General features: G+C 56.1%; 14 protein-coding genes and 1 CRISPR repeat array. Of the genes, 9 read left to right on the top strand and 5 right to left on the bottom strand.

The features are described 5' to 3' along the window. Nucleotides 1-149: 149 nt before the first annotated feature. Nucleotides 150-5,440: direct repeats of the CRISPR family, unit length 37 nt; unit sequence GTTTCAATCCCCAACGGGCGTCCCAGGCTATTTAGCC. Nucleotides 5,441-5,828: 388 nt separating this feature from the next. From galU to VFA09_05710, 8 genes are all read left to right on the top strand, one after another. Further along, complete coding sequence (gene galU / locus VFA09_05745; protein ID HZU66760.1) at nt 5,829-6,701, top strand: UTP--glucose-1-phosphate uridylyltransferase GalU; 873 nt, start codon at nt 5,829-5,831, stop codon at nt 6,699-6,701. 366 nt (nt 6,702-7,067) lie between these two features. Next, the gene (locus VFA09_05740; protein ID HZU66759.1) at nt 7,068-10,256 is read left to right on the top strand and encodes a DUF4012 domain-containing protein; all 3,189 of its coding nucleotides are present in this window, start codon (nt 7,068-7,070) and stop codon (nt 10,254-10,256) included. 213 nt (nt 10,257-10,469) lie between these two features. Continuing rightward, nucleotides 10,470-11,183 (top strand): response regulator transcription factor, encoded by a 714-nt coding sequence (locus VFA09_05735; protein HZU66758.1) that lies wholly within the window; start codon nt 10,470-10,472, stop codon nt 11,181-11,183. Further along, nucleotides 11,180-12,400, top strand: a complete 1,221-nt coding sequence (locus tag VFA09_05730; GenBank protein ID HZU66757.1) for an ATP-binding protein — start codon at nt 11,180-11,182, stop codon at nt 12,398-12,400. Before VFA09_05735 ends, VFA09_05730 begins: the two co-directional genes overlap by 4 nt. 169 nt (nt 12,401-12,569) lie before the next feature. Further along, complete coding sequence (locus VFA09_05725) at nt 12,570-13,379, top strand: DUF5666 domain-containing protein (protein ID HZU66756.1); 810 nt, start codon at nt 12,570-12,572, stop codon at nt 13,377-13,379. A gap of 101 nt (nt 13,380-13,480) precedes the next feature. Further along, complete coding sequence (locus tag VFA09_05720; protein ID HZU66755.1) at nt 13,481-15,049, top strand: efflux RND transporter periplasmic adaptor subunit; 1,569 nt, start codon at nt 13,481-13,483, stop codon at nt 15,047-15,049. 5 nt (nt 15,050-15,054) lie between these two features. Further along, a complete protein-coding gene (locus VFA09_05715) occupies nt 15,055-15,876 on the top strand; it encodes an ABC transporter ATP-binding protein (protein HZU66754.1) in 822 nt (273 codons plus the stop codon). A 2-nt stretch (nt 15,877-15,878) separates the two neighbouring features. Beyond that, nucleotides 15,879-17,204, top strand: a complete 1,326-nt coding sequence (locus tag VFA09_05710) for an ABC transporter permease (GenBank protein HZU66753.1) — start codon at nt 15,879-15,881, stop codon at nt 17,202-17,204. A gap of 5 nt (nt 17,205-17,209) precedes the next feature. Here the strand turns inward: VFA09_05710 and VFA09_05705 are convergent, their stop codons facing one another. Next, nucleotides 17,210-18,454: a 3-oxoacyl-[acyl-carrier-protein] synthase III C-terminal domain-containing protein gene (locus tag VFA09_05705; protein ID HZU66752.1), complete on the bottom strand. Its 1,245-nt coding sequence runs from the start codon at nt 18,452-18,454 to the stop codon at nt 17,210-17,212. 263 nt (nt 18,455-18,717) lie between these two features. After that, complete coding sequence (locus VFA09_05700; GenBank protein ID HZU66751.1) at nt 18,718-19,131, bottom strand: zinc-ribbon domain containing protein; 414 nt, start codon at nt 19,129-19,131, stop codon at nt 18,718-18,720. Between the two features lie 267 nt (nt 19,132-19,398). On the opposite strand from VFA09_05700, the gene VFA09_05695 reads away from it, so the two are divergent. Beyond that, nucleotides 19,399-20,178: an MBL fold metallo-hydrolase gene (locus tag VFA09_05695; GenBank protein HZU66750.1), complete on the top strand. Its 780-nt coding sequence runs from the start codon at nt 19,399-19,401 to the stop codon at nt 20,176-20,178. A 10-nt stretch (nt 20,179-20,188) separates the two neighbouring features. Here VFA09_05695 and VFA09_05690 read toward each other — a convergent pair whose 3' ends face one another. The 3 genes from VFA09_05690 to VFA09_05680 form a co-directional block, all read right to left on the bottom strand. After that, complete coding sequence (locus VFA09_05690; protein HZU66749.1) at nt 20,189-21,553, bottom strand: FHA domain-containing protein; 1,365 nt, start codon at nt 21,551-21,553, stop codon at nt 20,189-20,191. A gap of 95 nt (nt 21,554-21,648) precedes the next feature. Further along, complete coding sequence (locus tag VFA09_05685) at nt 21,649-22,719, bottom strand: hypothetical protein (GenBank protein HZU66748.1); 1,071 nt, start codon at nt 22,717-22,719, stop codon at nt 21,649-21,651. Nucleotides 22,720-22,824: 105 nt separating this feature from the next. After that, nucleotides 22,825-23,961: a carboxylate-amine ligase gene (locus tag VFA09_05680; protein HZU66747.1), complete on the bottom strand. Its 1,137-nt coding sequence runs from the start codon at nt 23,959-23,961 to the stop codon at nt 22,825-22,827. Between the last annotated feature and the right edge of the window lie 279 nt (nt 23,962-24,240).

Below are 24,240 nucleotides of genomic sequence, written 5' to 3'. Positions count from 1 at the left end.
CTACCCAGGAGCTGACCAGTGCGGTGTTGGAACAGGTGGCGGCGGCGCTCGAGGCTCAGTTGAACTAGCCGCTCGCTTGCTTGGTATGCTTCCGCGGGAGGCTTGGGGGCGGCTGTCTCGTGTGAAGTGCAACTGTAGTGCGCCTGCCAGTTTCAATCCCCAACGGGCGTCCCAGGCTATTTAGCCGCAAAGCTGGCCGCCCTTAACGTGGGAGCGAATTCCATGTTTCAATCCCCAACGGGCGTCCCAGGCTATTTAGCCCTCGATAGCAACAGCCAGGATAAACAGTGCGGCATAGTTTCAATCCCCAACGGGCGTCCCAGGCTATTTAGCCTGCTAATTATTTCAGTCCTACTAAGGTCGTTGTGGTGTTTCAATCCCCAACGGGCGTCCCAGGCTATTTAGCCACGGATTACTTCGTCCAGGAGGCAGTTCTGGTCACAATGTTTCAATCCCCAACGGGCGTCCCAGGCTATTTAGCCGTTGTTTGTATTCCGCTGCTACCGCAGGCTGAGAGTGTTTCAATCCCCAACGGGCGTCCCAGGCTATTTAGCCTGACGACGTGGTTAGAAAAACTTAGAGGCATAGAAGGTTTCAATCCCCAACGGGCGTCCCAGGCTATTTAGCCCGCACTCGTTGGCTTTGCGGATGGCACAACCCTGGTGTTTCAATCCCCAACGGGCGTCCCAGGCTATTTAGCCGTTATCATAGCTAATGCGCCAGGGAACACCTCCAAAGGTTTCAATCCCCAACGGGCGTCCCAGGCTATTTAGCCACTGAAATCGGGCTTGAAGAGAAATCATTCACCGCCTATGTTTCAATCCCCAACGGGCGTCCCAGGCTATTTAGCCCCCGCCGAAAACGATACCGCCAACACACCAGCCAGGAGTGTTTCAATCCCCAACGGGCGTCCCAGGCTATTTAGCCACGTTAGTCGAGGCGTGATATGCCTGAGACGCCCATCGGTTTCAATCCCCAACGGGCGTCCCAGGCTATTTAGCCGCGATAGGTGATGTGACTGTCTATTCCTACACGAAAGAGTTTCAATCCCCAACGGGCGTCCCAGGCTATTTAGCCACGCCAGGGGGAACGCTCGACCAGTCCCAGTATCCTGCTGTTTCAATCCCCAACGGGCGTCCCAGGCTATTTAGCCGGCATAGCGCAAGCCGATACGGTAGTCATGGATGTTGAGTTTCAATCCCCAACGGGCGTCCCAGGCTATTTAGCCTTCAAAGAAAACGCCGTGCTTACTTTTGCCTGTGAAGTTTCAATCCCCAACGGGCGTCCCAGGCTATTTAGCCCAATCAGCAAATGGCACAAGCGCAAGCCGCAGTACAGTTTCAATCCCCAACGGGCGTCCCAGGCTATTTAGCCGTCGGTGACGGCTCATCGATTGTGAACGGTTCTGCTGAGTTTCAATCCCCAACGGGCGTCCCAGGCTATTTAGCCTGGGCAATCGTGCAGTAGGCAAAGGAGGCGGAGGGAGTTTCAATCCCCAACGGGCGTCCCAGGCTATTTAGCCTATTAAAGAAAGGGGATTACCATGAGCTCATCAGAGGTTTCAATCCCCAACGGGCGTCCCAGGCTATTTAGCCAGCTAAGACGGGTACGGGATATTAGCAGTAGGGCGAAGTTTCAATCCCCAACGGGCGTCCCAGGCTATTTAGCCCCTACCTGACCGGCAAGGATAGAGGGGTCAAAATCTGTTTCAATCCCCAACGGGCGTCCCAGGCTATTTAGCCCTTAAAATAGATGGTCGGTTGCTCCTACTTCAATTTGTTTCAATCCCCAACGGGCGTCCCAGGCTATTTAGCCGCTTTCCGGGTCACTCCATTGTTGATGGTGCAGCTTTGTTTCAATCCCCAACGGGCGTCCCAGGCTATTTAGCCTCAGCGCCATGCCGGGCGTGGTCGGCTGTGTGGTGGTTTCAATCCCCAACGGGCGTCCCAGGCTATTTAGCCAAAGTTCCTATGCCACGTCTGGAAAAGAAATTAATCCAGTTTCAATCCCCAACGGGCGTCCCAGGCTATTTAGCCTTTGTGAAAACAGCGCTGCGAATTGGCGATATAAGCGGTTTCAATCCCCAACGGGCGTCCCAGGCTATTTAGCCGGTTTAGTTGACTGATACCGGAGTCCCCGATTGCTAAGTTTCAATCCCCAACGGGCGTCCCAGGCTATTTAGCCGGGACGTTTCCTTAACCTATGGTGCGATTGTTCCAAGTTTCAATCCCCAACGGGCGTCCCAGGCTATTTAGCCCCATGCATAAACTCATCGATAGTGATTTTCCTTGCTCGTTTCAATCCCCAACGGGCGTCCCAGGCTATTTAGCCCCCGCGCGCCGGCGGGCAGCCACAGGTTCTCCTGGCGTTTCAATCCCCAACGGGCGTCCCAGGCTATTTAGCCTACCAGGAGAGCCCGGCTGCCGACTCACCGTATGGCCAGGTTTCAATCCCCAACGGGCGTCCCAGGCTATTTAGCCGGCGGCACGCAGGGTATGGCCAATCGACTTGTGATTGTTTCAATCCCCAACGGGCGTCCCAGGCTATTTAGCCCGCGCCTGCCCTGGCGCGCCTACAAACCAGCTTCATCACGGTTTCAATCCCCAACGGGCGTCCCAGGCTATTTAGCCCACGACCATGCTGATTGAGCAAGTCGATTTTTCTGACCGTTTCAATCCCCAACGGGCGTCCCAGGCTATTTAGCCACTGGCAACAGAGACCATGCCGACCGAGGCGATGTAGTTTCAATCCCCAACGGGCGTCCCAGGCTATTTAGCCGGCACTGGCACGATTGCGGTCGCATCCAACGAGGGGTTTCAATCCCCAACGGGCGTCCCAGGCTATTTAGCCGGATTGGAATAATGGGGTCCTCGAGTTCAAACTCAAGGTTTCAATCCCCAACGGGCGTCCCAGGCTATTTAGCCAAGCGCACGGCGATCTGTCCGGCTCGCTCAATTTTGTTTCAATCCCCAACGGGCGTCCCAGGCTATTTAGCCATGAATCCATCTGCGAACAGAGGACTCAGAGGTGTTGGTTTCAATCCCCAACGGGCGTCCCAGGCTATTTAGCCGACTACGAGCGCATGATTGCCGAGTTGCGCAAAGAGGTTTCAATCCCCAACGGGCGTCCCAGGCTATTTAGCCAGTCCACTTGGACTTGTGTGTACACCGTGTCCGTATGGTTTCAATCCCCAACGGGCGTCCCAGGCTATTTAGCCGATTTCGTCGGGGTAGCGTTCCCACTGGGCGTGCTGAGTTTCAATCCCCAACGGGCGTCCCAGGCTATTTAGCCGGAGTCCGGCGTCAAGCGGCTCCAATTGGGCTGTTGCGTTTCAATCCCCAACGGGCGTCCCAGGCTATTTAGCCCCATAGGGACGAACAACCCACATTTGAGAATAGGCGTTAGTTTCAATCCCCAACGGGCGTCCCAGGCTATTTAGCCGGCAACGGCAAGTGGGCTTTCACATGGATCAAGAAAGTTTCAATCCCCAACGGGCGTCCCAGGCTATTTAGCCAGAATGTAGACCAGCTTGTCGCTGACGGCTGGGTGCAGTTTCAATCCCCAACGGGCGTCCCAGGCTATTTAGCCTGAAGTTCCTCTGGCAGGGGTCGCGGGTATGTCTTGCCGTTTCAATCCCCAACGGGCGTCCCAGGCTATTTAGCCCCCTACGCACAATCTCAGGGACTCACCGTCTTCGAGTGTTTCAATCCCCAACGGGCGTCCCAGGCTATTTAGCCATGCCATCGGTTAATTGCTTCGTAGAGGTTCCGGTATCGTTTCAATCCCCAACGGGCGTCCCAGGCTATTTAGCCCCCAGGGACAAGGTCCCGGAAAGGAAAGAACAATGAGTTTCAATCCCCAACGGGCGTCCCAGGCTATTTAGCCTATATGAAAACTCTGTTTGAGGCAGGATTTGATGTGCAGTTTCAATCCCCAACGGGCGTCCCAGGCTATTTAGCCGGTTCTTCATTGGAAGAACAGCACTTCCTTTCATAGGTTTCAATCCCCAACGGGCGTCCCAGGCTATTTAGCCGATACAAGTCGATTGCATTGGATGAAGATGAAAAGGAGTTTCAATCCCCAACGGGCGTCCCAGGCTATTTAGCCGTGATGCAGCCGGCCTGATCTGTCGCTACAGCGGCATCGTTTCAATCCCCAACGGGCGTCCCAGGCTATTTAGCCGAGTTTCGCCCTCATGCCGCCCGTGCCGTGGACGCGCGTTTCAATCCCCAACGGGCGTCCCAGGCTATTTAGCCGGGGCCAGCTTCGCCGGAGCCCTGCTCGAGGGGACAGTTTCAATCCCCAACGGGCGTCCCAGGCTATTTAGCCAAAATTGGGTCAACTTTGGTACCTCGGCCCTCGCGGCGTTTCAATCCCCAACGGGCGTCCCAGGCTATTTAGCCCCAGCAACTGGCCAATGATCTGAACTCCAAGGGGTATGTTTCAATCCCCAACGGGCGTCCCAGGCTATTTAGCCCTCGTGATGGAACGTGCGATAGGTCGCTATCTTGCTCGTTTCAATCCCCAACGGGCGTCCCAGGCTATTTAGCCCATTGGTGTTGACCGCGCCTGCTGGTGTTTTGACCGGCGTTTCAATCCCCAACGGGCGTCCCAGGCTATTTAGCCTTCGTCCTTGCGCTCCCACAGGGCGTGCAGCACGATAGTTTCAATCCCCAACGGGCGTCCCAGGCTATTTAGCCGGATGGATGGATGGAGGGCGATGTGGAAGAAGACGTGCAGTTTCAATCCCCAACGGGCGTCCCAGGCTATTTAGCCGATGACCGATACGCTGCTGCTGGCAGCCGTAGAGATTGTTTCAATCCCCAACGGGCGTCCCAGGCTATTTAGCCCCGGGCTTAGCGGCGCTGTAGGGCAAGCTAAGGGCAGTTTCAATCCCCAACGGGCGTCCCAGGCTATTTAGCCAACCTCCATTTACTAAATTCATTTGATAAGTAACTATGTTTCAATCCCCAACGGGCGTCCCAGGCTATTTAGCCGATGCTTACCCTGTTATGGGCATCATGAAAGCGCGTCGTTTCAATCCCCAACGGGCGTCCCAGGCTATTTAGCCAAGGCTTACATAAAAAGCTGTTCTAAGAAAGTATGAGTTTCAATCCCCAACGGGCGTCCCAGGCTATTTAGCCCTACGTATTAACAAGGAGGGGGGAATTGGCTACGCCTAGTTTCAATCCCCAACGGGCGTCCCAGGCTATTTAGCCGATTACAATACAGAGTGAGAACCCTGCTACATTCTTTAGTTTCAATCCCCAACGGGCGTCCCAGGCTATTTAGCCATAGTATGCTGGCATTTTTTCGATGTAGTTTTTAGTGTTTCAATCCCCAACGGGCGTCCCAGGCTATTTAGCCGTAAAATGTTTAATTGGCGCGTCTGCATTAAGAACGGTTTCAATCCCCAACGGGCGTCCCAGGCTATTTAGCCTGCTACCCCCGTAGTATAGCATAGGAAGCCGTTTGATGCAAGCGTTTGCGAGGCACGCGTTTTTTGGGCCACTGAAGCGACCAAAAAAGCGATCATTTTTGGGGCGTTTTGCCTTAAACCCGCCTGGGAAGTGATGCGAGGCATCGAGCGTGGAGAATCCGTCACTACGACTCTCGCGGCTGAGCTTATATGAATGAGATACATTTCCTTCCCTCGCAATTAGGGAATTTCAACTCCGGCGAAAAAAGTGCTGGGAGAGGTCCCTGATTTGACCTGCACCTCGCAATCTCCTACAATAGCTGTAAGGGCGCTACCTGTGAACCTTGCGGCCGCCCTGAAGGATCGTGGCTATTCGCGAGCTGAACTTAAAAATAAATGAGGTGGATGCATGCGTATTCGTAAGGCGGTGCTGCCCGTCGCCGGGCTTGGCACCAGGGTGTTGCCGGCCAGCAAAGTCGTGCCGAAAGAGTTGCTGCCACTCGTTGATAAACCAACGTTGCAATATATCGTGGAAGAAGCCGTCGCAGCTGGGGTCGAGGAGATTATTTTCGTGACCAGCCGCAGCAAGCGCAGCATCGAAGACCATTTCGATGCGTTTCCCGAACTGGAAGCAGCCCTCGAACGCAAGGGGAAACGCAAGGAGTTGGAAGCGCTGCGTCACGTGCAGACGATGGCTACCTATGCCGCGGTGAGGCAACTCGAACCCCTTGGATTGGGCCATGCCGTCCTGCGCGCCAAAGAGCTGGTGGGCGACGAACCATTTATCGTCATGCTGGGAGATGAACTGGTCGCGCCAGAAACTCCCATTCTGCCCGACATGATGAAGATTCACGAACGCTATGGCGGTTCTGTACTCTCGCTATTTATTTCACCGCCTGAACAGGTATCTTCTTATGGCATAGCAGCCGTTGAGGACCTGGGCGATAACGTCGTCAAGGTCACGCACCTGGTCGAAAAACCCAGGCCCGAAGAGGCGCCCTCCAATCTTGGCGTCGCGGGCCGTTACATTCTGACGCCCGATATCTTTGCGCTGCTGGAAAAAACTCCTCCTGGCGCGGGCGGCGAGATTCAGGTCACCGATGCTATAGAGATGCAGGCCAGGACGGGCCATTGCTATGGCCTGCGCTTCACCGGCCTGCGCTACGATACCGGCAATCCCCTCGGACTGCTTACCACCTCGATTGCCTACGCCCTCAAGCGCCCCGATATCGCTCCGGCGCTAAAAGAATACATGCGGCAGGCGCTGAAGGAAGAGGGATAAGCAGGCCTGCCGGGTAGAAATGGGCACTATATCGAAAAATTTGCAACACTTTCGCTGTTTGCTGCGTCTTGTATTATAGGACAGAGAGCAATTCGTTACCCTGCGTTATGTGTCCTCGTCATGGCTCTGGTGTTTTGTACAGGGCAGGGAAGCACTGTGATCGCCCTCGTATTTCATCCACCAGGGTAGGGTGTATCTTTGAGATGGTCAGTGGATTCTGAGCGCAGCTCAGAATCCACTGTTGGTAGAGCAGCGGCGTACCTGTGGGAAGCTGTGAGGTCGCCTCTGTACTTCGTGTGGGGGCGTATCCTTGTGATCGTCCTGCTGTTCGCACAACCGGAATGTTTTTGTTAACGGAGGTGAGCCGTGTCTTCTGTACCCCTGGTAGATTTCCCTACAGTAGACAGGGACAGGCCCGATATTACCTCGTGGGCAGAGGTAAATATTGCTGAACTCAGCGCGCGCGAAAGAAAATACTTCGCGAAACGCAAAGCCGCTGTACATGCCTACCTGACATCGCAGCAGCCTCTCAATGAAATAGCCTACCAGTATCACCTTTCGCCCAGAACCCTCAAGAGACTGATTAAAAAGTGCCTGATGCGGCATGAGGATGGAACGCCATGGGGGTATCGCGCCCTCGTTCCCGGCATCACCGTTATTGACCACACACCCGCGCCTGTTTCCGGTAATGGCGCCGCTACCCCCAACAATGAACACGATGGCGATGAAGAAGATACTGCCGAGCGCGGAGCGATCAAAAAAACTCAAACAGCTACAGCATTGCCAGTCACACCCATTCCTCCTGCTCAATTGCAAGAACAACAAGAGGAAAGAATAACCGGGGAAGAGCCTGTAACCGGAAAAATAGCTGCCGGAGCCGCATTACATGCTGAGCCTGCCGTAATCGACGCGAATGATACCCCGGTTGAGATCGATCCGGATGAGACGGACAAAATAGACCGGCTAACTTCTGCACCATGCTCTATCCCTCTCCCCACTGAAGTCGATCCGGATGAGACGGACAAAATAGACCGGCGATGCCTGGATACTGGCAAGCAAGCGAACGAAACGGATGCGACATCCATCGATGATTTACCTGGCGAAGAGGAGCAGGAAGTAGGGACCGGGGCTGTGGTGGAGGGGGAAGGGGGAGCTTGCTCCGCCCAGGCCGAACCGGCACCTGCAAGCGTAAGTGATCCCAGCATGGCCGACGGGAGTGGGGAAGCCCCATCCCTTCACTTTCCAGAGCGGATGGCGCTTCAACCCTATCGCCCAACCTCGCTCTATCGCGCCCCTGTTCGCATGGTCCATAAGGATCGCAGGATACGCAAACGAAGGATGCGCAGCGAACGACTCCAGCGCGTGCGACGACGGCAAGCCGCCATCCTCAGTGGGGCCGTCGCGGCTGCCATGCTGATGGTTCTCTTGATACCCGTGGGCACAGGACTTGCCGCGTACAGTACCTACGCGCATATTCGCGGTGTTGCTCTGGATGGCGTGAACAACCTTCTTGCCGTCAAGGACCTTCTTCCCATCTCAAAAAGCGATCCCACAGCCGCGCTCAATGCCGCTAAATTGCACCAGGCCCAGAAAGATCTCACACAGGCCGGGAGCGACTTTCTTGAATTGCAGCAACTGGTCAATCGTTCCGATATCGCCTCTCTCGTCGATGACGTTGCGCCTCAATACAGTAACCAGCTCGGCATGGCTCGTCATCTCGTGCAGGTCGGTCTCGATGTCTCTCATATGGGCAACGAGTTGCTGGGCGTGGCCCTGCTCGGAGCCAATATCCTGCACGGCTCGCCGCTCTCAAGTGGTTCCAATGCACCGCTCATCACAGCAGCCGATGTCTCTGATGCCGAGGGCGCTCTTGTGCATGCCCAGTATTACATCAATGACATACAGACTCAAATGAGCCAGGTCTCCATACAGGACCTGCCCATCAGCGATAAGCAGAAAACAGAGCTTACTTCTGTCCTTGCCCTGATGCCGAAGGCGCAAAGCCTCATTACCCAGGCGCAGGGAGTTACGGGCATCGTCTCATGGCTGCTCGGCATAGGCCATCCACGCCGCTTCCTGGTCCAGACCATGGATAACGCCGAACTGCGCCCCAGCGGAGGCTTTACCGGCCAATATGGCATCCTCACCATCTCCAATGGCCGCATGGCGCCTTTCACGCTGCAAGATGTCACCGAACTCGACTACGCGGGCAACGGCACCGAACTGGGTAGACCCGCCCCACCGCAATATCGCAGCTGGATGAACTTCGGCAACTGGGGCCTGCGCGATGCCAATCTCTCCGGCGACTATCCCACCTCCGCGAAACTGGCCATGCAGGTTTTCCAGGAGGAAGGCGGTGGCCCCGTAGATGGCGATATCTCGTTCACGCCCACTCTCATCTCGCATGTGCTCGAGGTGACCGGCCCTATCCAGGTCCCGGAATACCATGAGACGATTACCGCCCAGAATCTCGAGGACAAGCTGCACTATTACCAGCAAAACCAGCAGGCCATCCAGTTGCAGCGAGAGAAAACCGGCACCAACAATGCCGCTACCCGCAAGGCCTTCACATCCCTGCTCGGCAAAATCCTGCTCGACAAAGTGCGCCACCTCTCCATCAAACAACTCATGACCGTTATGCAGAAGGCCGTGAAGGACATTCAATCCCACGACCTCGAAATCTACTTCTCAGATCCGCAGGCCGAGGCATGGCTTGTCGCCCATGGCTATGCCGGCGGCATGTCTACCTTTACCCGGCAGGATGGCTTCATGGTCGTGCAGGCAAATATCAGCATCAGCAAGGCCAGCCAGTACGTCCATACCACCGAGCAAGACAACGTCGTACTCGACGCGCAGGGTGGAGCGACGCATACTCTTACCATCACCCTCAACTACCAGCAAACCGGTCCCGTCTACGGCTACGATACGTATGCCGACTATATCCGCGTCTACGCGCCGCAAGACGCGCAGTTGCTGTATGGCGACGGCTTTGATACCGGCAAACCACTCTGCGGACCCGGCTCTCCCGGAGGTACGGGCGGCACTCCTGGTGGTGGTACTGGTGGGACGCCCGGTGGTGGCAACGGCGGTACCGGAAAAGGTAATGGCAACGGCAATGGTGGAGTGCCGCCTGGTTGCCAGCAGTATCTCACCATGTTTCCCGGCAACGAGCGTTATTGTCCCGATGGCGATTACGCGCTTGGTCAGAACGCCTATGTTCCCGGCAAGGGCTTCACCAGCTGGCCTATCGACGGCGTTGGCGCTCCTACGGAGCTTACCAGCGATATGCCTGGAAGGGCCATGTGGGGTGGTTTAACCGTCACGCCCAAAAACTGCATCTCGTACATCACCCTCTCGTGGTATGTTCCGCATGTCGTCAAGCATACTCCTGGTCAGTCTCCATACCAGTTGCTCGTGCAGAAGCAGGGCGGCTATATCCCAACCATCCAGATCAGCATCGACACCAGCGCCATCAAGGGCCTCAAGCCTTATAATTTCAATGGCGCGCTGGTCGCCGACAGGGTTTTCGCCCTCCCCATCCTCAAAAAGAAATAAATTACCAACACCGGGCCGATCAATCGGCCCTTTATCCCTTGTTGGAATACTTTGGTAAAATGCATGATCGGCCCTTTATCCCTTGCTGGAATGCTTTGGTAAAATGCATGATCGGCCCTTTGTCCCTCACTTTACAATCTTTTTACAAATCCCTGTAAATTTCCTGAAAACCGCTTGCTATACTTTGGCCGAGATCAAAAAGCGAGGGAATCTATGAGATTGCTAGTCGTTGACGATGAAGCCGACCTGGCCCATGCATTGGCTAGAGGTCTGCGCCAGCAGGGGTACGCCGTAGACCTGGCCTTCGATGGTATGCAGGGGCTTGAGTTTGCCATGGTCAACGACTACGATCTCGCTATTCTCGACCTCAACCTGCCCGAAATGGATGGCCTCGAAGTCTGCCGCTGCCTGCGGGCCGCCAGGTCTTCCCTGCTCATTCTTATCCTCACCGCCCGCGATCAACCCGATGAACGTATCACCGGCCTCGATCTCGGCGCCGACGATTACCTCGTCAAGCCTTTCCATTTCGGCGAACTCACCGCGCGCGTGCGCGCCTTGCTGCGCCGCGATAGGCGTGTGCGCTCTCCTTTGTTGCAATATCAAGACCTGAAGCTGGACCCTACAACGCGCGTCGTCTGGCAGGGCAATCGGCGATTGGAACTGACCTCCAAGGAGTTCGGCATTCTTGAATACCTGCTGCGCCACCAGGGTGAAATCGTCAGCCAGGAGATGTTGTTGGAGCATGTCTGGGATATGCAGGCCAACCCGCTTACAAATACCGTGCGCGTCCATATCAATTCGTTGCGCCGCAAGCTCGAAGATATCGCCGAAACCCCGCGTTACATCGAAACCATTGTCGGTCAGGGCTATCGCGTTGGCTCGCCTGCTTCCCCCGGTACGCAGCAACTCGTGGAGGCATCATTATGAGAATGCGGCAGCTCAACCCTTTCCGCCTGTGGAAAAAGCGACGCCTTCCTTTACGAATACGACTGGCGCTTGGCTCTGCCACGCTGGTATTCGTTCTCAGCTTTGCCCTGCTGCTCTTCATAAACACCACGGCCCTCGAGCGCTTCCCCAATATTATTCGCTACCATATCCTTACGCCTACCAGGACGCAGCAAAGCGGCCCGCTACCCGCGGGTTCTTTCACCAGGCCTGCTGCCGGTGACATCTACCGGAGAGCAGCCAATCCACTCGAATTTGCCCTCTTGCTTGAATTGCGCAACATCTCCCTGATCGGCCTGGCTGCCATCACTGTGCTAGGAGGTATTGGCGCCTACTGGCTCGCGGGCATGGCTTTGCGCCCGGTGAGAAAAGTTAGCGCCGCCGCCAGGCGCATTGAGGCAAACACGCTCAATACCCGCCTGGCGCTGGATGGCCCATCCGACGAGGTCAAGGAGTTGGCCGACACCTTTGATGCCATGTTAGCACGCTTGCAAAGCACGTTTGAGCTACAGAAGCGTTTTGTCGCCGATGTCGCCCACGAACTGCGTACTCCCCTTGCCTCCCTGCGCACCAACCTCGAAGTGGTCGCCGGCGATCCCCAGGCCAACCTGGAAGATTTCCGCGCCATGATCGCGACGCAGGAACGCGCATTAACCCGTCTCGAATGCCTCGTCGCCGATCTGCTCATCCTGGCAACCGCGGAACAACAATCTACCGGCGAGCTAATAACATTGGCCTCATTGTTGGAAGAGGTCGTCTGCGACCTGGAGTACATCGCCAGCATGCGGCAGATAGAGCTACAACTTGAGAGTGATGGCGAGGGCGTCGTGCGCGGCAATGGCCCGCTGCTGGCACGCGCCTTCAGCAATCTGATCGAGAATGCGATTTATTACAACCGTCCCGGTGGCAAGGTCACCATCTCTTTCAACCGTAAGGATCGTTGGGCCGTCGTCGTCGTCGCCGATACAGGCATCGGCATTCCTTTCGACAAGCAGTCCCGCATTTTCGACCGCTTTTACCGCGCCGATTCCTCGCGTTCTCGTCACAAAGGGGGAGCTGGCCTTGGTCTCTCGATTGTCTCGGCCATTGTGCAGCATCATGGCGGCCGTATCCAGGTAGAAAGCACTCCCGATGTTGGCAGCACCTTTACCATCCTGCTGCCACTCGCCCAGAATCTGATTACTTCTACATCGTCTTAAAAGCGCTCCGGCACTTAACACTGGCTTTATATGGGCTTTGCTACACTATAGCCGGCAAGTGCTGCCAGGAAATAATGCTTGCGCATACCGGTAGGGACAGCGCCTTGTGCCTGTCCTCGTCTGGGGTTCCTGGCAAACGAACAGATGATGCGAGAAAGGATCGTGCTCTATGAATGTACCGCGAATATGGGGGAGAATCTCACCTGGAAAAATGCTGGTCGGCTGCGTATTTCTACCCCTGGCGCTATTCCTGCTCGCCGGTTGTGGCAGTAACTCGTCTTCTAGCACCGGCTCCTCCAATACTTCCACTACATCCGCAGCTGCTACTGCTACAGCCTGCGCGCAAGCTCGTGGCAACTTTAAGACGGCAACCGGCACGATCAGCAGCATTCAAGGCTCGTCGTTTGTCGTCGCCACGACGAGGAGCGGCAATGTAACCGTCACCTACTCAACTACAACGCGTTTCACGCGTGAAGATACTGTCCCGGTTACCTCCCTGAAGGAAGGCACGTTCGTAACCGTTGCCGTTGCCAGCTCTGGCAGTACCTACACTGCTACAAGAATAACCGTAACTAGTGGTACCGGCATCGGCGGCGCTGGTGGTTTTGGTAATGGCAGGTTTCCTGGGGCCAGGGGCACTCCTGGGGCCGGGCGAGCCAATAATCCTTGCTTCAGCCGCGGGCAGACCGGAACTCCTGGCCCGGGAACCGGAACCGCGACAACAAACTTTCGTGGGCTGATCGGCACCGTCAGCCAGGTAACGTCTTCTACCCTGGTCATCACCGACACATCCGGGGGCACCTTCAGCGTCACAATCACTCCCCAGACGCAGGTCCTGGAGACGACCACTGTCACTCCGGCGGCCTTAAAAACCGGCGCGGCGGTTACGGTAAGCGGCTCGCCGGGCAGCAATGGCGAGATTGCGGCGCGTACCGTGACTATTCTGTTGAAATTGCCCGCTTCGACGCAAACACAGTAGCGGGCAATTTGTAAACGTTCTATGCGCCGGGGTAGGAACCAGATTTATCGCAGGGATCACCCCCATCGTTGCCGGAACCGTTTTATGAGGAGGGAATGAATATGCCCGATACCGAGGACATGTCTACACTAGAACCAAAAACAGTCGATACCGAGGTGAATACATCCGAAATACCTATAAATTTCGCGCCGCTTATCGATGATGATACCGAAGATTTCGAGATTCCGCTCAAGCCCGGCCCCGCAACGCGCCGTCGACGGGTCTGGCTCATACCACTGGTCATCATCCTGATTATCTTGCTGGCAGGGAGCGGCGTATTTGCCTATCTGCAATTTACTCGCCCTCCGGCAGTGCAGTACACACAGGCCGCAGCGACTATCGGCAATATCGCCCAGACCGTCTCGGGCGCCGGCCAGGTGCAGCCCAGCGCCATCTATAATATGAATTTCACGGCATCCGGCCAGATACAGGCCATCTATGTCCATGTCGGCGAGCAGGTGAAACAGGGGCAAAAACTTGCGCAACTCAGCAGCACTTCGTTGCAGGATGCCGTCAGCCAGGCCCAGGCTTCTCTCAATGCAGCGGAGGCGTCGCTGAGTTCGGCGGAGACAAGTGAGGGCAATACCGATGCCCAGCAATCAATAGCCCTTGCCATCGCCTACGACAATGAGCAGAACGCTCTCAATACCTGCACGACAGAGAAAAACCCTCCTGCCAATTGCCAGCAGCTGGCGGAGGATCAATACCAGCAGGCCAGGTATTCAGCTTATGCCGCCGAATCTTCCGCGGCCAACCAGGTCACTTCGGCAGAGAACCAGGTGAGCAACGCCGAGGCAGCATTGAAAACAGCGCAGGATAACTTGCAGGCCGCCACGCTCACCGCTCCCCATGCCGGTATCATTGCCGCCATCAACGGCATGGTCGGCGAACAGGCGGGCAGTGGCGGATCGGGTAGTTCCAGCAGTTCCAGCAGTTCATCGGCCTTCATCGTCTTGCTGGATATGAGCAGTCTCAGTATCACCGTGCAGGTTAACGAGGCCGATATCGCAGGCGTGCAGGTTGGCCAGCCGGCCGTCTTTACCGTCGCGGCTTATCCATCACAGACCTTTCGCGCCAGTGTCGCCAGCATCGACATTCAAGGGCAGACGACTTCCAGCGTCGTCACCTACCCGGTCACGCTCGCAGTTGATAATCAGAGCCTCAATAACGCTCATATCTACCCTGGTATGACCGCAACCGTCGATATTACCACCGCTGAGCGCATCGGAACGCTGCTCGTGCCGGCGGCAGCTCTTTCCTTCTCAACCACCGCCATACAAAACGGCGAACTTACCGCCGCTCAAATTCGTGCCCTGGTCGCGGGCGCTTCCTCTTCTGGCTCCGCCAGTGCAGGGGGCAGTCGCGGTATCGTCGTAGAGTTGAAGAACGGCAAATTAGTTCCCGTACTCGTAACTACCGGCCTCAGCAACGGGCAATATACCGAAATTCTCTCCGGCCTCAATCCTGGCGACAAGGTCGTCATCAGTCAAACGGGTGGCACTACCACGACGAGTAGCGGAACAAGCGGTGGAATCAGAAGTGGAGGCTTCGGCGGATTTGGTGGCGGGGGATTTGGTGGAGGTGGTGGTCGCGGAGGCGCAGGTGGCGGCGGAACTGGAAATGGAGGGTAAGCCCGGTGGAATTGCAGCAATTCGCGGAGAATGGTAGGAACGCGCGTGTGACCGGAGTGCCCGCGCCGCGACATCCCACTGCCGCAAGGCCGCTCATCATCCAGGTGCGCAAGCTCAGCAAGAATTATTACCTGGGGAAGAACGTCGTACCCGCCCTGCGTAACGTCGATATAGACATAGCTCGCGGCGAGTTTGTCGCCGTCATGGGTCCCTCAGGCTCCGGCAAGTCAACCTTAATGAACCTGCTGGGGTGCCTGGATCGCCCCACTGCCGGTACCTACATCCTGGATGGCGTGCCCGCCAGCCAGATGAGCGTGAACGAATTAGCGGCCATTCGCAATCAAAAAATCGGCTTCATCTTTCAGGGCTTCAACCTCTTGCCGCGCATGACAGCCCTTGCCAACGTCGAACTCCCGCTCGTCTACAGCGGGGCGCCGGCGCTGGAGCGTCGCGAACGGGCGCGGCAGGCATTGGCGGTCGTAGGCCTGAGCGCGAGAGCCAATCATCGCCCGGCGGAACTTTCCGGTGGGCAGCAGCAGCGCGTGGCCATCGCCCGCGCGCTGGTTACGCGGCCCTCCATTATCCTGGCCGACGAACCCACCGGCAACCTCGATAGCCGTACAGGTCTCGAAGTAATGATGATCCTGCAAAAGCTCAATGAACGGGGTATTACCATTGTCCTCGTCACCCACGATCCCACCATCGCCAGTTATTGCCGGCGGCAGATTCACTTCCGCGATGGAAAGGTGATCGAAGATACGGTCAATGTTACCCCCCTCAAAGCGCAGGAACTACTTTCGCAACAGGCAAGTGAAAGGAGGCTCTGAAGATGCCAGAATCTCGTATCGCTGTACCAGCCGTAGCTGATCCTTCTCCTGCGCCACCCAAAAAGCCTGCCGCGCGCAGGCGCAACCGGCGCCTGCGCGGATTATCCGGCATCTATCAGAGTTGCATCAGCGCCTTGCAATCTCTGCGTTCAAACAAGACGCGTTCTCTGCTCACATCGCTGGGTATTATTATCGGCGTAGGCGCCGTCATCGTCATGATCTCTATCGGCGAAGCCAGCGCAGCGTCTATAAACCAGCGCCTCTCCGGCCTCAATCCAACGGAGATCATCATCCGGCCCGGCAGTGCCAGCAGCGGCGGTGTGCGCCAGGGCGGGGGCACTTTGCAGACGCTGACCCAGGCTGACGCCGATGCCATCGCCTCTCAGGTGCCCAATGTTGCAGCCGTCAGCCCCGTCATTAATGTCAATGGGCAGGTCGTCTTCCGCGACCAGAACTGGGCAACAGCTGTGCAAGGCGTCTATCCCGACTACCAGCAGATTGGCAGCTGGCAGGTGCAGGAGGGCAATTTCTTCACCTCCGCCGATGAGCAGAATGCCGCTGCCGTCGCCGTGATTGGTCAAACCGCCGTCACAAACCTCTTTACGCCGCTGGGCGTCGACCCGCTGGGACAGCAAATTCGTATTGGCAACGTGCCGTTTACGGTCGTCGGCGTGCTCGCCTCGAAAGGAGCGGCAGGTGGCTTCGGCAATGCCGATGATGTCGCCTACGTCCCCTTAAGCACGGCCCAGCAGCGTCTTTCACATATCCAGTACGTCAATTCCATCGATGTCACGGCTACCGGCACAGCGCAGGTCAACAATGTACAGGCTGCCGTAGAACAGCTTTTGGAGCAGCGCCACCACATCACTAACCCGCAGAACGACGACTTTACCATCCAGAACCAGTCTGCGATACTCTCTACCGTGGAGGGAACAAGTCAGACGCTCACCGTTTTGCTGGTGGGCGTGGCCTCGATCTCCCTTATCGTGGGCGGAATCGGCATCATGAACATCATGCTTGTCTCGGTCACCGAACGCACGCGTGAGATTGGCATCCGTATGGCAATCGGCGCCCGCCCCCGCGATGTCCTGACGCAGTTTCTGATCGAAGCCATCATGCTCAGCGCGCTGGGAGGAATCGTGGGCATAGCACTGGGTATCGGTGGAGCGCTGGCCTACGCCATCTTCACGCAAAACTCATTCGTGCTATCGCCATTAGCAGTGTTGCTGGCCTTCGGCTTCGCTGCCATTGTCGGCATCATCTTCGGCTACTATCCCGCCAGGCGCGCGGCGCGCCTCGATCCGATAGTCGCCCTACGAACGGAATGAAAAGATTATGGATTCAATACCGCGTCGGGGTTTTCCAGATCGTGGTAGCGCAGCAGCCAGCAGCCATAGTTCATGCCGCCGCCAACGGCAGGAAGCGCCATCCAGTCCCCCTCGTGCAGCCGTCCTTGCCGCAGCAGCTCCACCAGGGCCGTCGCAATGCTCGCGTTTGACAGGTTGCCGTAGTAGCGGAAATTGTCGACCAGTTTCTCCATCGTCGAAGGGGGCCAGCCGTAGTCATTAATCAAGAGTTCCCCCATGCGCCGCGTGATGCGCGAATTCGCCTGGTGCGGCACAATATGCGCCAGTTCCTCATAATCCAGTCCGGCATGGCGGCAGAGCGCGTCTACGCACTCCGCCATCGCGCGCGGCGCCTCGCGGTATACCTCTTTCCCATTCATTTTCGTATAGCCGACCAGGTATTGCGACAGCACCTTGTTCAGTTCCTTGCCATTGCCCGCCTCATACAGTTGCTGTATCTTCAAATCCACCTCGGCCATCTCGATCACATCCTTGCGCAGCGGCGTTTGATAATACAGCGACGGGCCTTGCTTCGCGTCCGAACCGTTAATCACATAGGTATCCTCGTCCCCGCGCTCCAGCAGAAACGCTGACGCGCCCTCACCGAACAGCGAGCTTGTCTTCCAGTCCAGCACGTGCATGATATTGGGCAGCAATCCCTCCGCCGTTACCATCAGCACCAGCCGGGCCGAACTCGCCGCCAGCACCTCCGCGCACATCTGGAACGCCTCCGTCTGGCAGGCACAGGCCCCCTTCAGCATCGTCGAGCGAATAGGCCCCAGTCCCAGGCGCATCTGTACCAGGCTGGCTATGGTCGGAAACGCATCGTTGTCCGAAGAGGACGCGCCGATCACCGTATCGATCTCCGAGGCATCGCGTCCCGCGCTGGCGAGCGCCCTTTGTGCCGCGATCAACGCCATATCCACCAGCGATTCATCTTTGGCCGGGTCGGGGCCATCAATCAGGCCGGGAGCATCTTTGCCCGCCATGCGGCGACAGAGTTCAAGCGTGCTGGAGCGCACATGCCGCGTGCTCAGTCCCGTAACACGTTCCAGGTCTTCAGCGCTGCGAGGATCGCCCAGGCGAGTGGAGATGTAGGCAAAAAAATCGTTGGTGATAATACCCGCGGGAGCATAGTTGCCGAGGCCGATCAAGCGTACCTTTGCTCGTGTGTAGACTTGAGGCACCACATAGACATAGGAAGGCCATTGCTCTGAATACATATGTGACATCCGATCTGAACCTCCAGGAAAGCCAGGCGACCCTACTATTAATGAGACCGGTAGGTAGGCCGATGGTTCGCGAGATAGGGGCAACCATCGCAATCGCCCGAAAAATTAATCTGTTGGTAGTATAACATAACTGGGGGGTTGAGCGAAAAGGGAAAAATAGGGCGACCGCAAGGATGCGCGCCTACCCTGGACGAACGGATGGTCCCGTCCAGGGTAGGCGCGCATCCTTGCGGTCGCCCTATTGATGGGGTTGCCAGGCATCCCTACCAGCGATTATCGCGGCGGTCACGTCGATCACGGCCACGACCACCGCCGTAACTACTGCCACTACCGCTATAACTGCGTGAGTCATCGCGGTAAGAGCCGCGGGAGGCGCGTTGCGCCTGGAAGCAATCACTACAATAGACGGGACGATCTTCGCGTGGGACGAATGGCACAGACGTTGGTCGCCCGCAGGTGGCGCAGGTTGTCTCATAGTGTTCGCTGCTGCGCGAAGAAGAACGCGGCATCGCAGACTGACCATTACGCCTGGCGGCACGACAGGAGGGACAACGAGCGGGGGCATTGGTAAGGCCCTTGCTGGCGTAAAATTCCTGTTCGCCAGCAGTAAAGGCGAAATCCTCGCCGCAGTCGCGGCAGGTGAGGATACGATCCTCGTATCCTTCATTGGACATCATGGGTAAACTTTCCCCTTCTTTAGATATTTGTTCGCTCCACCAAAGACAATGCAGAAAAAATGGAAAACGCGCAGGAGATATGCTTTGTATAGCCGCTACAGAAGAAATATCTCAAGGTGGTTACTCGGCAGCCAATTCCTAGAAACCGGGTGGCGGAGCGAAACCGGGGCCGGGAGACTACTTACCTTGTACTGAACCACGTATCCATTGTAACATATACCTGTCAAAAAAGATAGAGGATTTTTGGGATATTCCAGGAGCATCGCCTTGGAAACAGCCATAGAGGATAAACAACAATTTCCACCCATTGCCCAGCAACCACGCAGGGTGCATACCATCACTGATCGCTTTTCAATGGTGAATACCTATCTTATTCATGATGAGCGTATCGTAGTGGTTGACCCCTGTTCAGTGTTGAACGCGCGCCTGCTACTGGACTATCTCCAACACTTCTTACATCGCGCCGCCACCGATATCGACCTCATCGTCCTTACCTCTCTCCATCCTGACCATACAGGCGGTATCACATCCTTACGCCAGGCCTGCTCCGCGCCCGTAGCAGCTTCCATCCTGGCTCGCAAGCTGGTAGAACCGTGGCAAGAGAGCAATAGAACGTTTATTTACCCGCCTCATGCCCTCAATGAAGCAGAGCGCGTTTCAATGACCCATGCCCTTGAGCTATCCACCGCGTCTTACGCGCGGCAGGTTCAGCTGGTTGATATCTGGTTGGAAGATGTCGCCGGCCTGCCCAATCATCTTGATTGGCGCGTCATCGCCAGTCCAGGTTTGACACCCGAGAGCCTGTGCCTGTACAATCCTTTCAGCTATGAGCTTCTGAGCGGGGATACCATCATTGCTACAGAACGAAGCGGGGCAGGTTTCAATCCTCAGGAGCGCGCTTCAATGCTGCTACGCGCGGGCCGCAATCGCTGGCAACAGGAACAAACCTTGCAGGTATTACGCGACCTGAAAGTTCACTACCTCTATCCCGGCCACGGCAGGCAGATTCTGGCCAGGCAAGCTATAAGGTCAATTCGGGTTGAATGAATTGCTCGCATCATTTGGGTTTGCTGGGTAATCGCAAAGGCGTAGGGCCGCTTATCGGGCGAGAAAGAGGAGGCGCAGGCAAGGGAGGCAGCGGCGTCGTGTGCGCTTCCGGCACAAAAGTATACTCCAGGCAGATCGTTCCCAGGCAGATGCGATCCCCCTTTTCTAACTTGCGTGGAGCATAGAGCAGTTCGCCATTCACCTTCGTGCCGTTACGGCTGGCCAGGTCCTGCACGTAGTCGCCATCGGCCTGCTGTAAAAATTGCGCGTGCCGGCGCGATATGGAGGCATCATGAATAATGATATCGCTTTCGGAGCCACGTCCAATCGTTATCACCGGACGATCCAGCAGAAAGCTCTTGCCCTCCAATTCGCCATTACAAATCACGAGCAAACTATCCCGGCTGCCGGCCCGTGGCTGATCGGATGAACCTGCTGGTGGCGGCTCAAGGGCCAGCGTCTCTTGCAGGGCTTCAAAGCTTTCCTGCCCCATCTCCTGCCGCGTTTCTTGCTCTAACGGTTTTATAGGGGGAGCAAACTCGCCGGCGCTTTTCGGCGGCTCCAAAGCTCTACCTGGACGCGCAGGTGACTCGCGCTGCTCCTCGAAATTATTCTCCGGGTCAAAGGAGGAGTGCGGGATATGATACAGCAGCGGATCATCTTGCTCGGCCAGCGTGCCGGGAGGTTCGGCAAGCTCGAACAGGAAGCGGTACGAGCCGATCTCCAGCATATCTCCGCTCTTCACGATCAGCGTGCCGCGAATGCGCCTGCCATTGAGGAGCACACCATTCAGGCTGTTGTTGTCGGTAAGATAGGCCTGACCTTCGCTCCAGGCTAATTCAGCATGGTAGCGCGAGGCCGTATCATCGTCAATCCAGATATCGTTATCCACTTCGCGCCCCATGGAGACAATAGCGCGTGTCAATGCCAGTTTCTGGCCCTGGAAGCGTCCTGCGCGATGCTCAAGCCATCCCCACGGCGTACCCTCGCCATAGACAAAAGGCACGGGCATGCCGGGCTGGCGTTTAGGCGGCACGACCGCGCCGGCGGTCGTATTGGCGCGTGTGGTGCGTTTCTGCTGGCTGGGAATGCGTGCCGCTGTATAGGAATCGCGCGGCAGCGCAAAAAGGCAATAGGCAATCGTGGAGCTCAGCGGTACCAGCCAGCCCCACACCGTAGTATATACCAGCGCTCCGCTAATTTCCGTCACAGCAAGCGCACCTTGCTCGGAGTCAAAGCGCGTATTAAACCAGACAATCGCGGGAATGAGCAACAAAGCAGAAAGCACGCAGGCGACGATAGCACCCGCGAGTTGCCGCGTGGTGCCGCGCTTGCGCACCGTCGTATAGAGGGCATTTATGGCGATGGCGAACATGCACAACGCCAATCCACCGTAACAGCCATAACTAAACCATGTCGGAAAATCTATACCGCTCGTAGCTGCAATCCTCTTTCGTTATATTATTTCATTTAAATCATCGGGCCGATGCCCTGATCGCGCGCATCGCTGATCAAAATAGTATCGATGATGTGCTGCTGCTTATACTCGTGATCCGCGAAAATATTGGCAGAATCGCCCGCGACATTATTATTCACTTCCACAGCATCCCAGTATTCAAATTGCGAATCATCGGATTTGACGGCAACCCCCAGGAATGCATGGCCGGGGACAACGACAATCTCGGCATGCAGGCCGATGTGTTCGACCGCGGACGCCAGCAGCGCGGTCAGTTCAACGCACATGCCACTCCGCTGCTGCAAAACCTCGAACGGCAAGTGAATATCTTGCAGCGCTACATTCGTATCGCCCGGGCCGCCATAGGGAACGCTTGCCTGCACATAACGAATGTGGTAATCGAGCCGCATGGCATCGAAGATTGCGTCTACCTGGTCTTTAATCGCCCTGGTACCGGCGGAATCGTACCCGGCCATAGTCGTAGGAGCCGGAGGAGGCTGTGCCTGTAAATGAGAGATGGCCTTTTTCACCAGTTGGGCTACGGCCGGGTCATCCGGCGTTACCCACGCCGCGATCTTCAGGCGGTTCGCCGCTACCCACTCCATCAACCAGCGCGAATGGAGCAGCAGCGGGCTATCATCGACATAATAGAGCGTATTGTGCGTATCCATGACACGTACCTGAAGCGACGTGTTCATATTGTTGGTGAGCTGGCGCAGCACGTTGCTATTGAGCAATGGGGGGATGAAGCTCACCGTTTGTGAGTTGGCGCTGGCATTAACAGTAGCAGTCTCTTGCTGGCTAAAGTTAAGTATGCTGGCGCTTATGATCAAAGTGATCGGGCTACCGCTGCTATACTTGACACTGATGAGAGGAACATTGCTAGAAACATAAGATGGGTAAAAAGCGCTGAATATGGACGAGGGCGCCTGCACGCAGATATGCACAGGCGCCTGCCCTCCGCAATGTTCCTGGTTATCCACCAGATAGCGGGAATACGCCTGTATACCTCCCACAATATATGCCGCGGAAAGCCCGATCAAGACAATCATTGCGAGAATCAGCACGATAACTTTTCTGCCCATATGCACGTCGATTTCACCCTGGCACTCTTGTCAAACGAGGATATATGCCGATGGGATTATATCATGTTGTATCATGATGGGCAATTCTATGGGACTTGTGGGCTTTCACCGCATGATGTTATCCGCCTCCATGATTCCCTCCATTGTCTGGCGCATCAAGAGTTCGATTACGGCTGAGAGGCTGCCCGTTTGCTGGTAGACCTCGATCTGGCGCTCGGCACCGGTACCGCGGGGGTCCGCGAGCAGGTTGCGCAGGTATTCCATCTCGCGGTTGCTGCCCAGGTCACCTGCGACCTCGCCAACGAAATCCAGCAATTCGGAGATGGCCTCGCGCATATTCAGGCGGCGTCCCTGTACAAAATCAATCACCCCGGCATCCAGCCCGTAACGCATGGCGCGCCACTTGTTCTCCTCAATGAAATGGCGCGGCAGCACATGCGTCGCCATATTATGCCTGTAAAGCCAGCTGAGGCGGGCAACCAGCGCCTGGCAAAGAGCGACGAGCGCGATCATATCTTCAAACGTGGCCGGCATATCGCATACGCGGAACTCAATCGTGTTGAAGAAAACATGGGGGCGAACATCCCACCAGATTTTCTTGCCATTGTCTATACTTCCCATCCTGACCAGGTGTTGCACGTAACGGTCGAAGTCGCTCCATGAAGAGAACGTGTCAGAGATGCCACTGCGCGGGAAAGACTTCCATACTACTGAGCGATATGATTTGATGCCCGTGAAGCGCCCGCACCAGAAAGGCGAGTTAGCCGAAAGGGCCAGCAAATGTGGCATCCAGGTGCGTAGTTGATTTACGAGCGATATGGCCATGTCGGCATCATCGATGCCGATATGCACATGCAGGCCAAAGATAGAAACCGCTCGCGCTACATCCTGGTACTCCTCCTCTATCTCCTCGTAACGCTCAGAAAGCGAGCGCTTTTCATTGACCCATAAAGCGGAAGGATGGGTTCCGGCGCTGACAAGCGCGAGCCCTTCCTCGTGTGCCAGTTGCGCCACCTGCGCGCGCAATTGTTGCATTGCGGTACGAGCGGTAGCGATATCAGGTAAGACATCGGAGGTCACTTCAATCGTCGATTGCAGCATTTCTGGTTTGATTTTCTCCCCTAACATGGGAGTACCTTTGTTGAGGATAGTATAGATTTGAGGGGATAACTGGCCCGTGCGCTGATCTACAATTTGAAACTCTTCCTCAATGCCGATTGTAAAACGTGTCGGTGTCGGCATACCTTGTGCTCCTTTTCAAGGATGTACGTTGATGGTGGTGATACAGGACTTAAAAGGATTGGTTACGCTACATCACGGCAGATACGGGACGAAGATCAGGGTGTCTGGAATGGAAACAGGCGCAATACGAGGCGGATATCAGTTTGACGCGTTCGTTCAAGACGATTTGGTAGGTTGTGGCAGCCAGGGCAAGCACAAAGGCTCCTTTATGTGAATATGCTGCATCTTTGCACTATCAGGCGCTTCATTGCCCGGGAAAAATATTCTGGGAATCATAGC

Source organism: Ktedonobacteraceae bacterium (assembly GCA_035653615.1).
Taxonomy (GTDB): domain Bacteria; phylum Chloroflexota; class Ktedonobacteria; order Ktedonobacterales; family Ktedonobacteraceae; genus DASRBN01.
The sequence above is the reverse complement of the archived record's forward strand: the minus strand, read 5'-3'. Positions and strand labels throughout refer to the sequence as shown.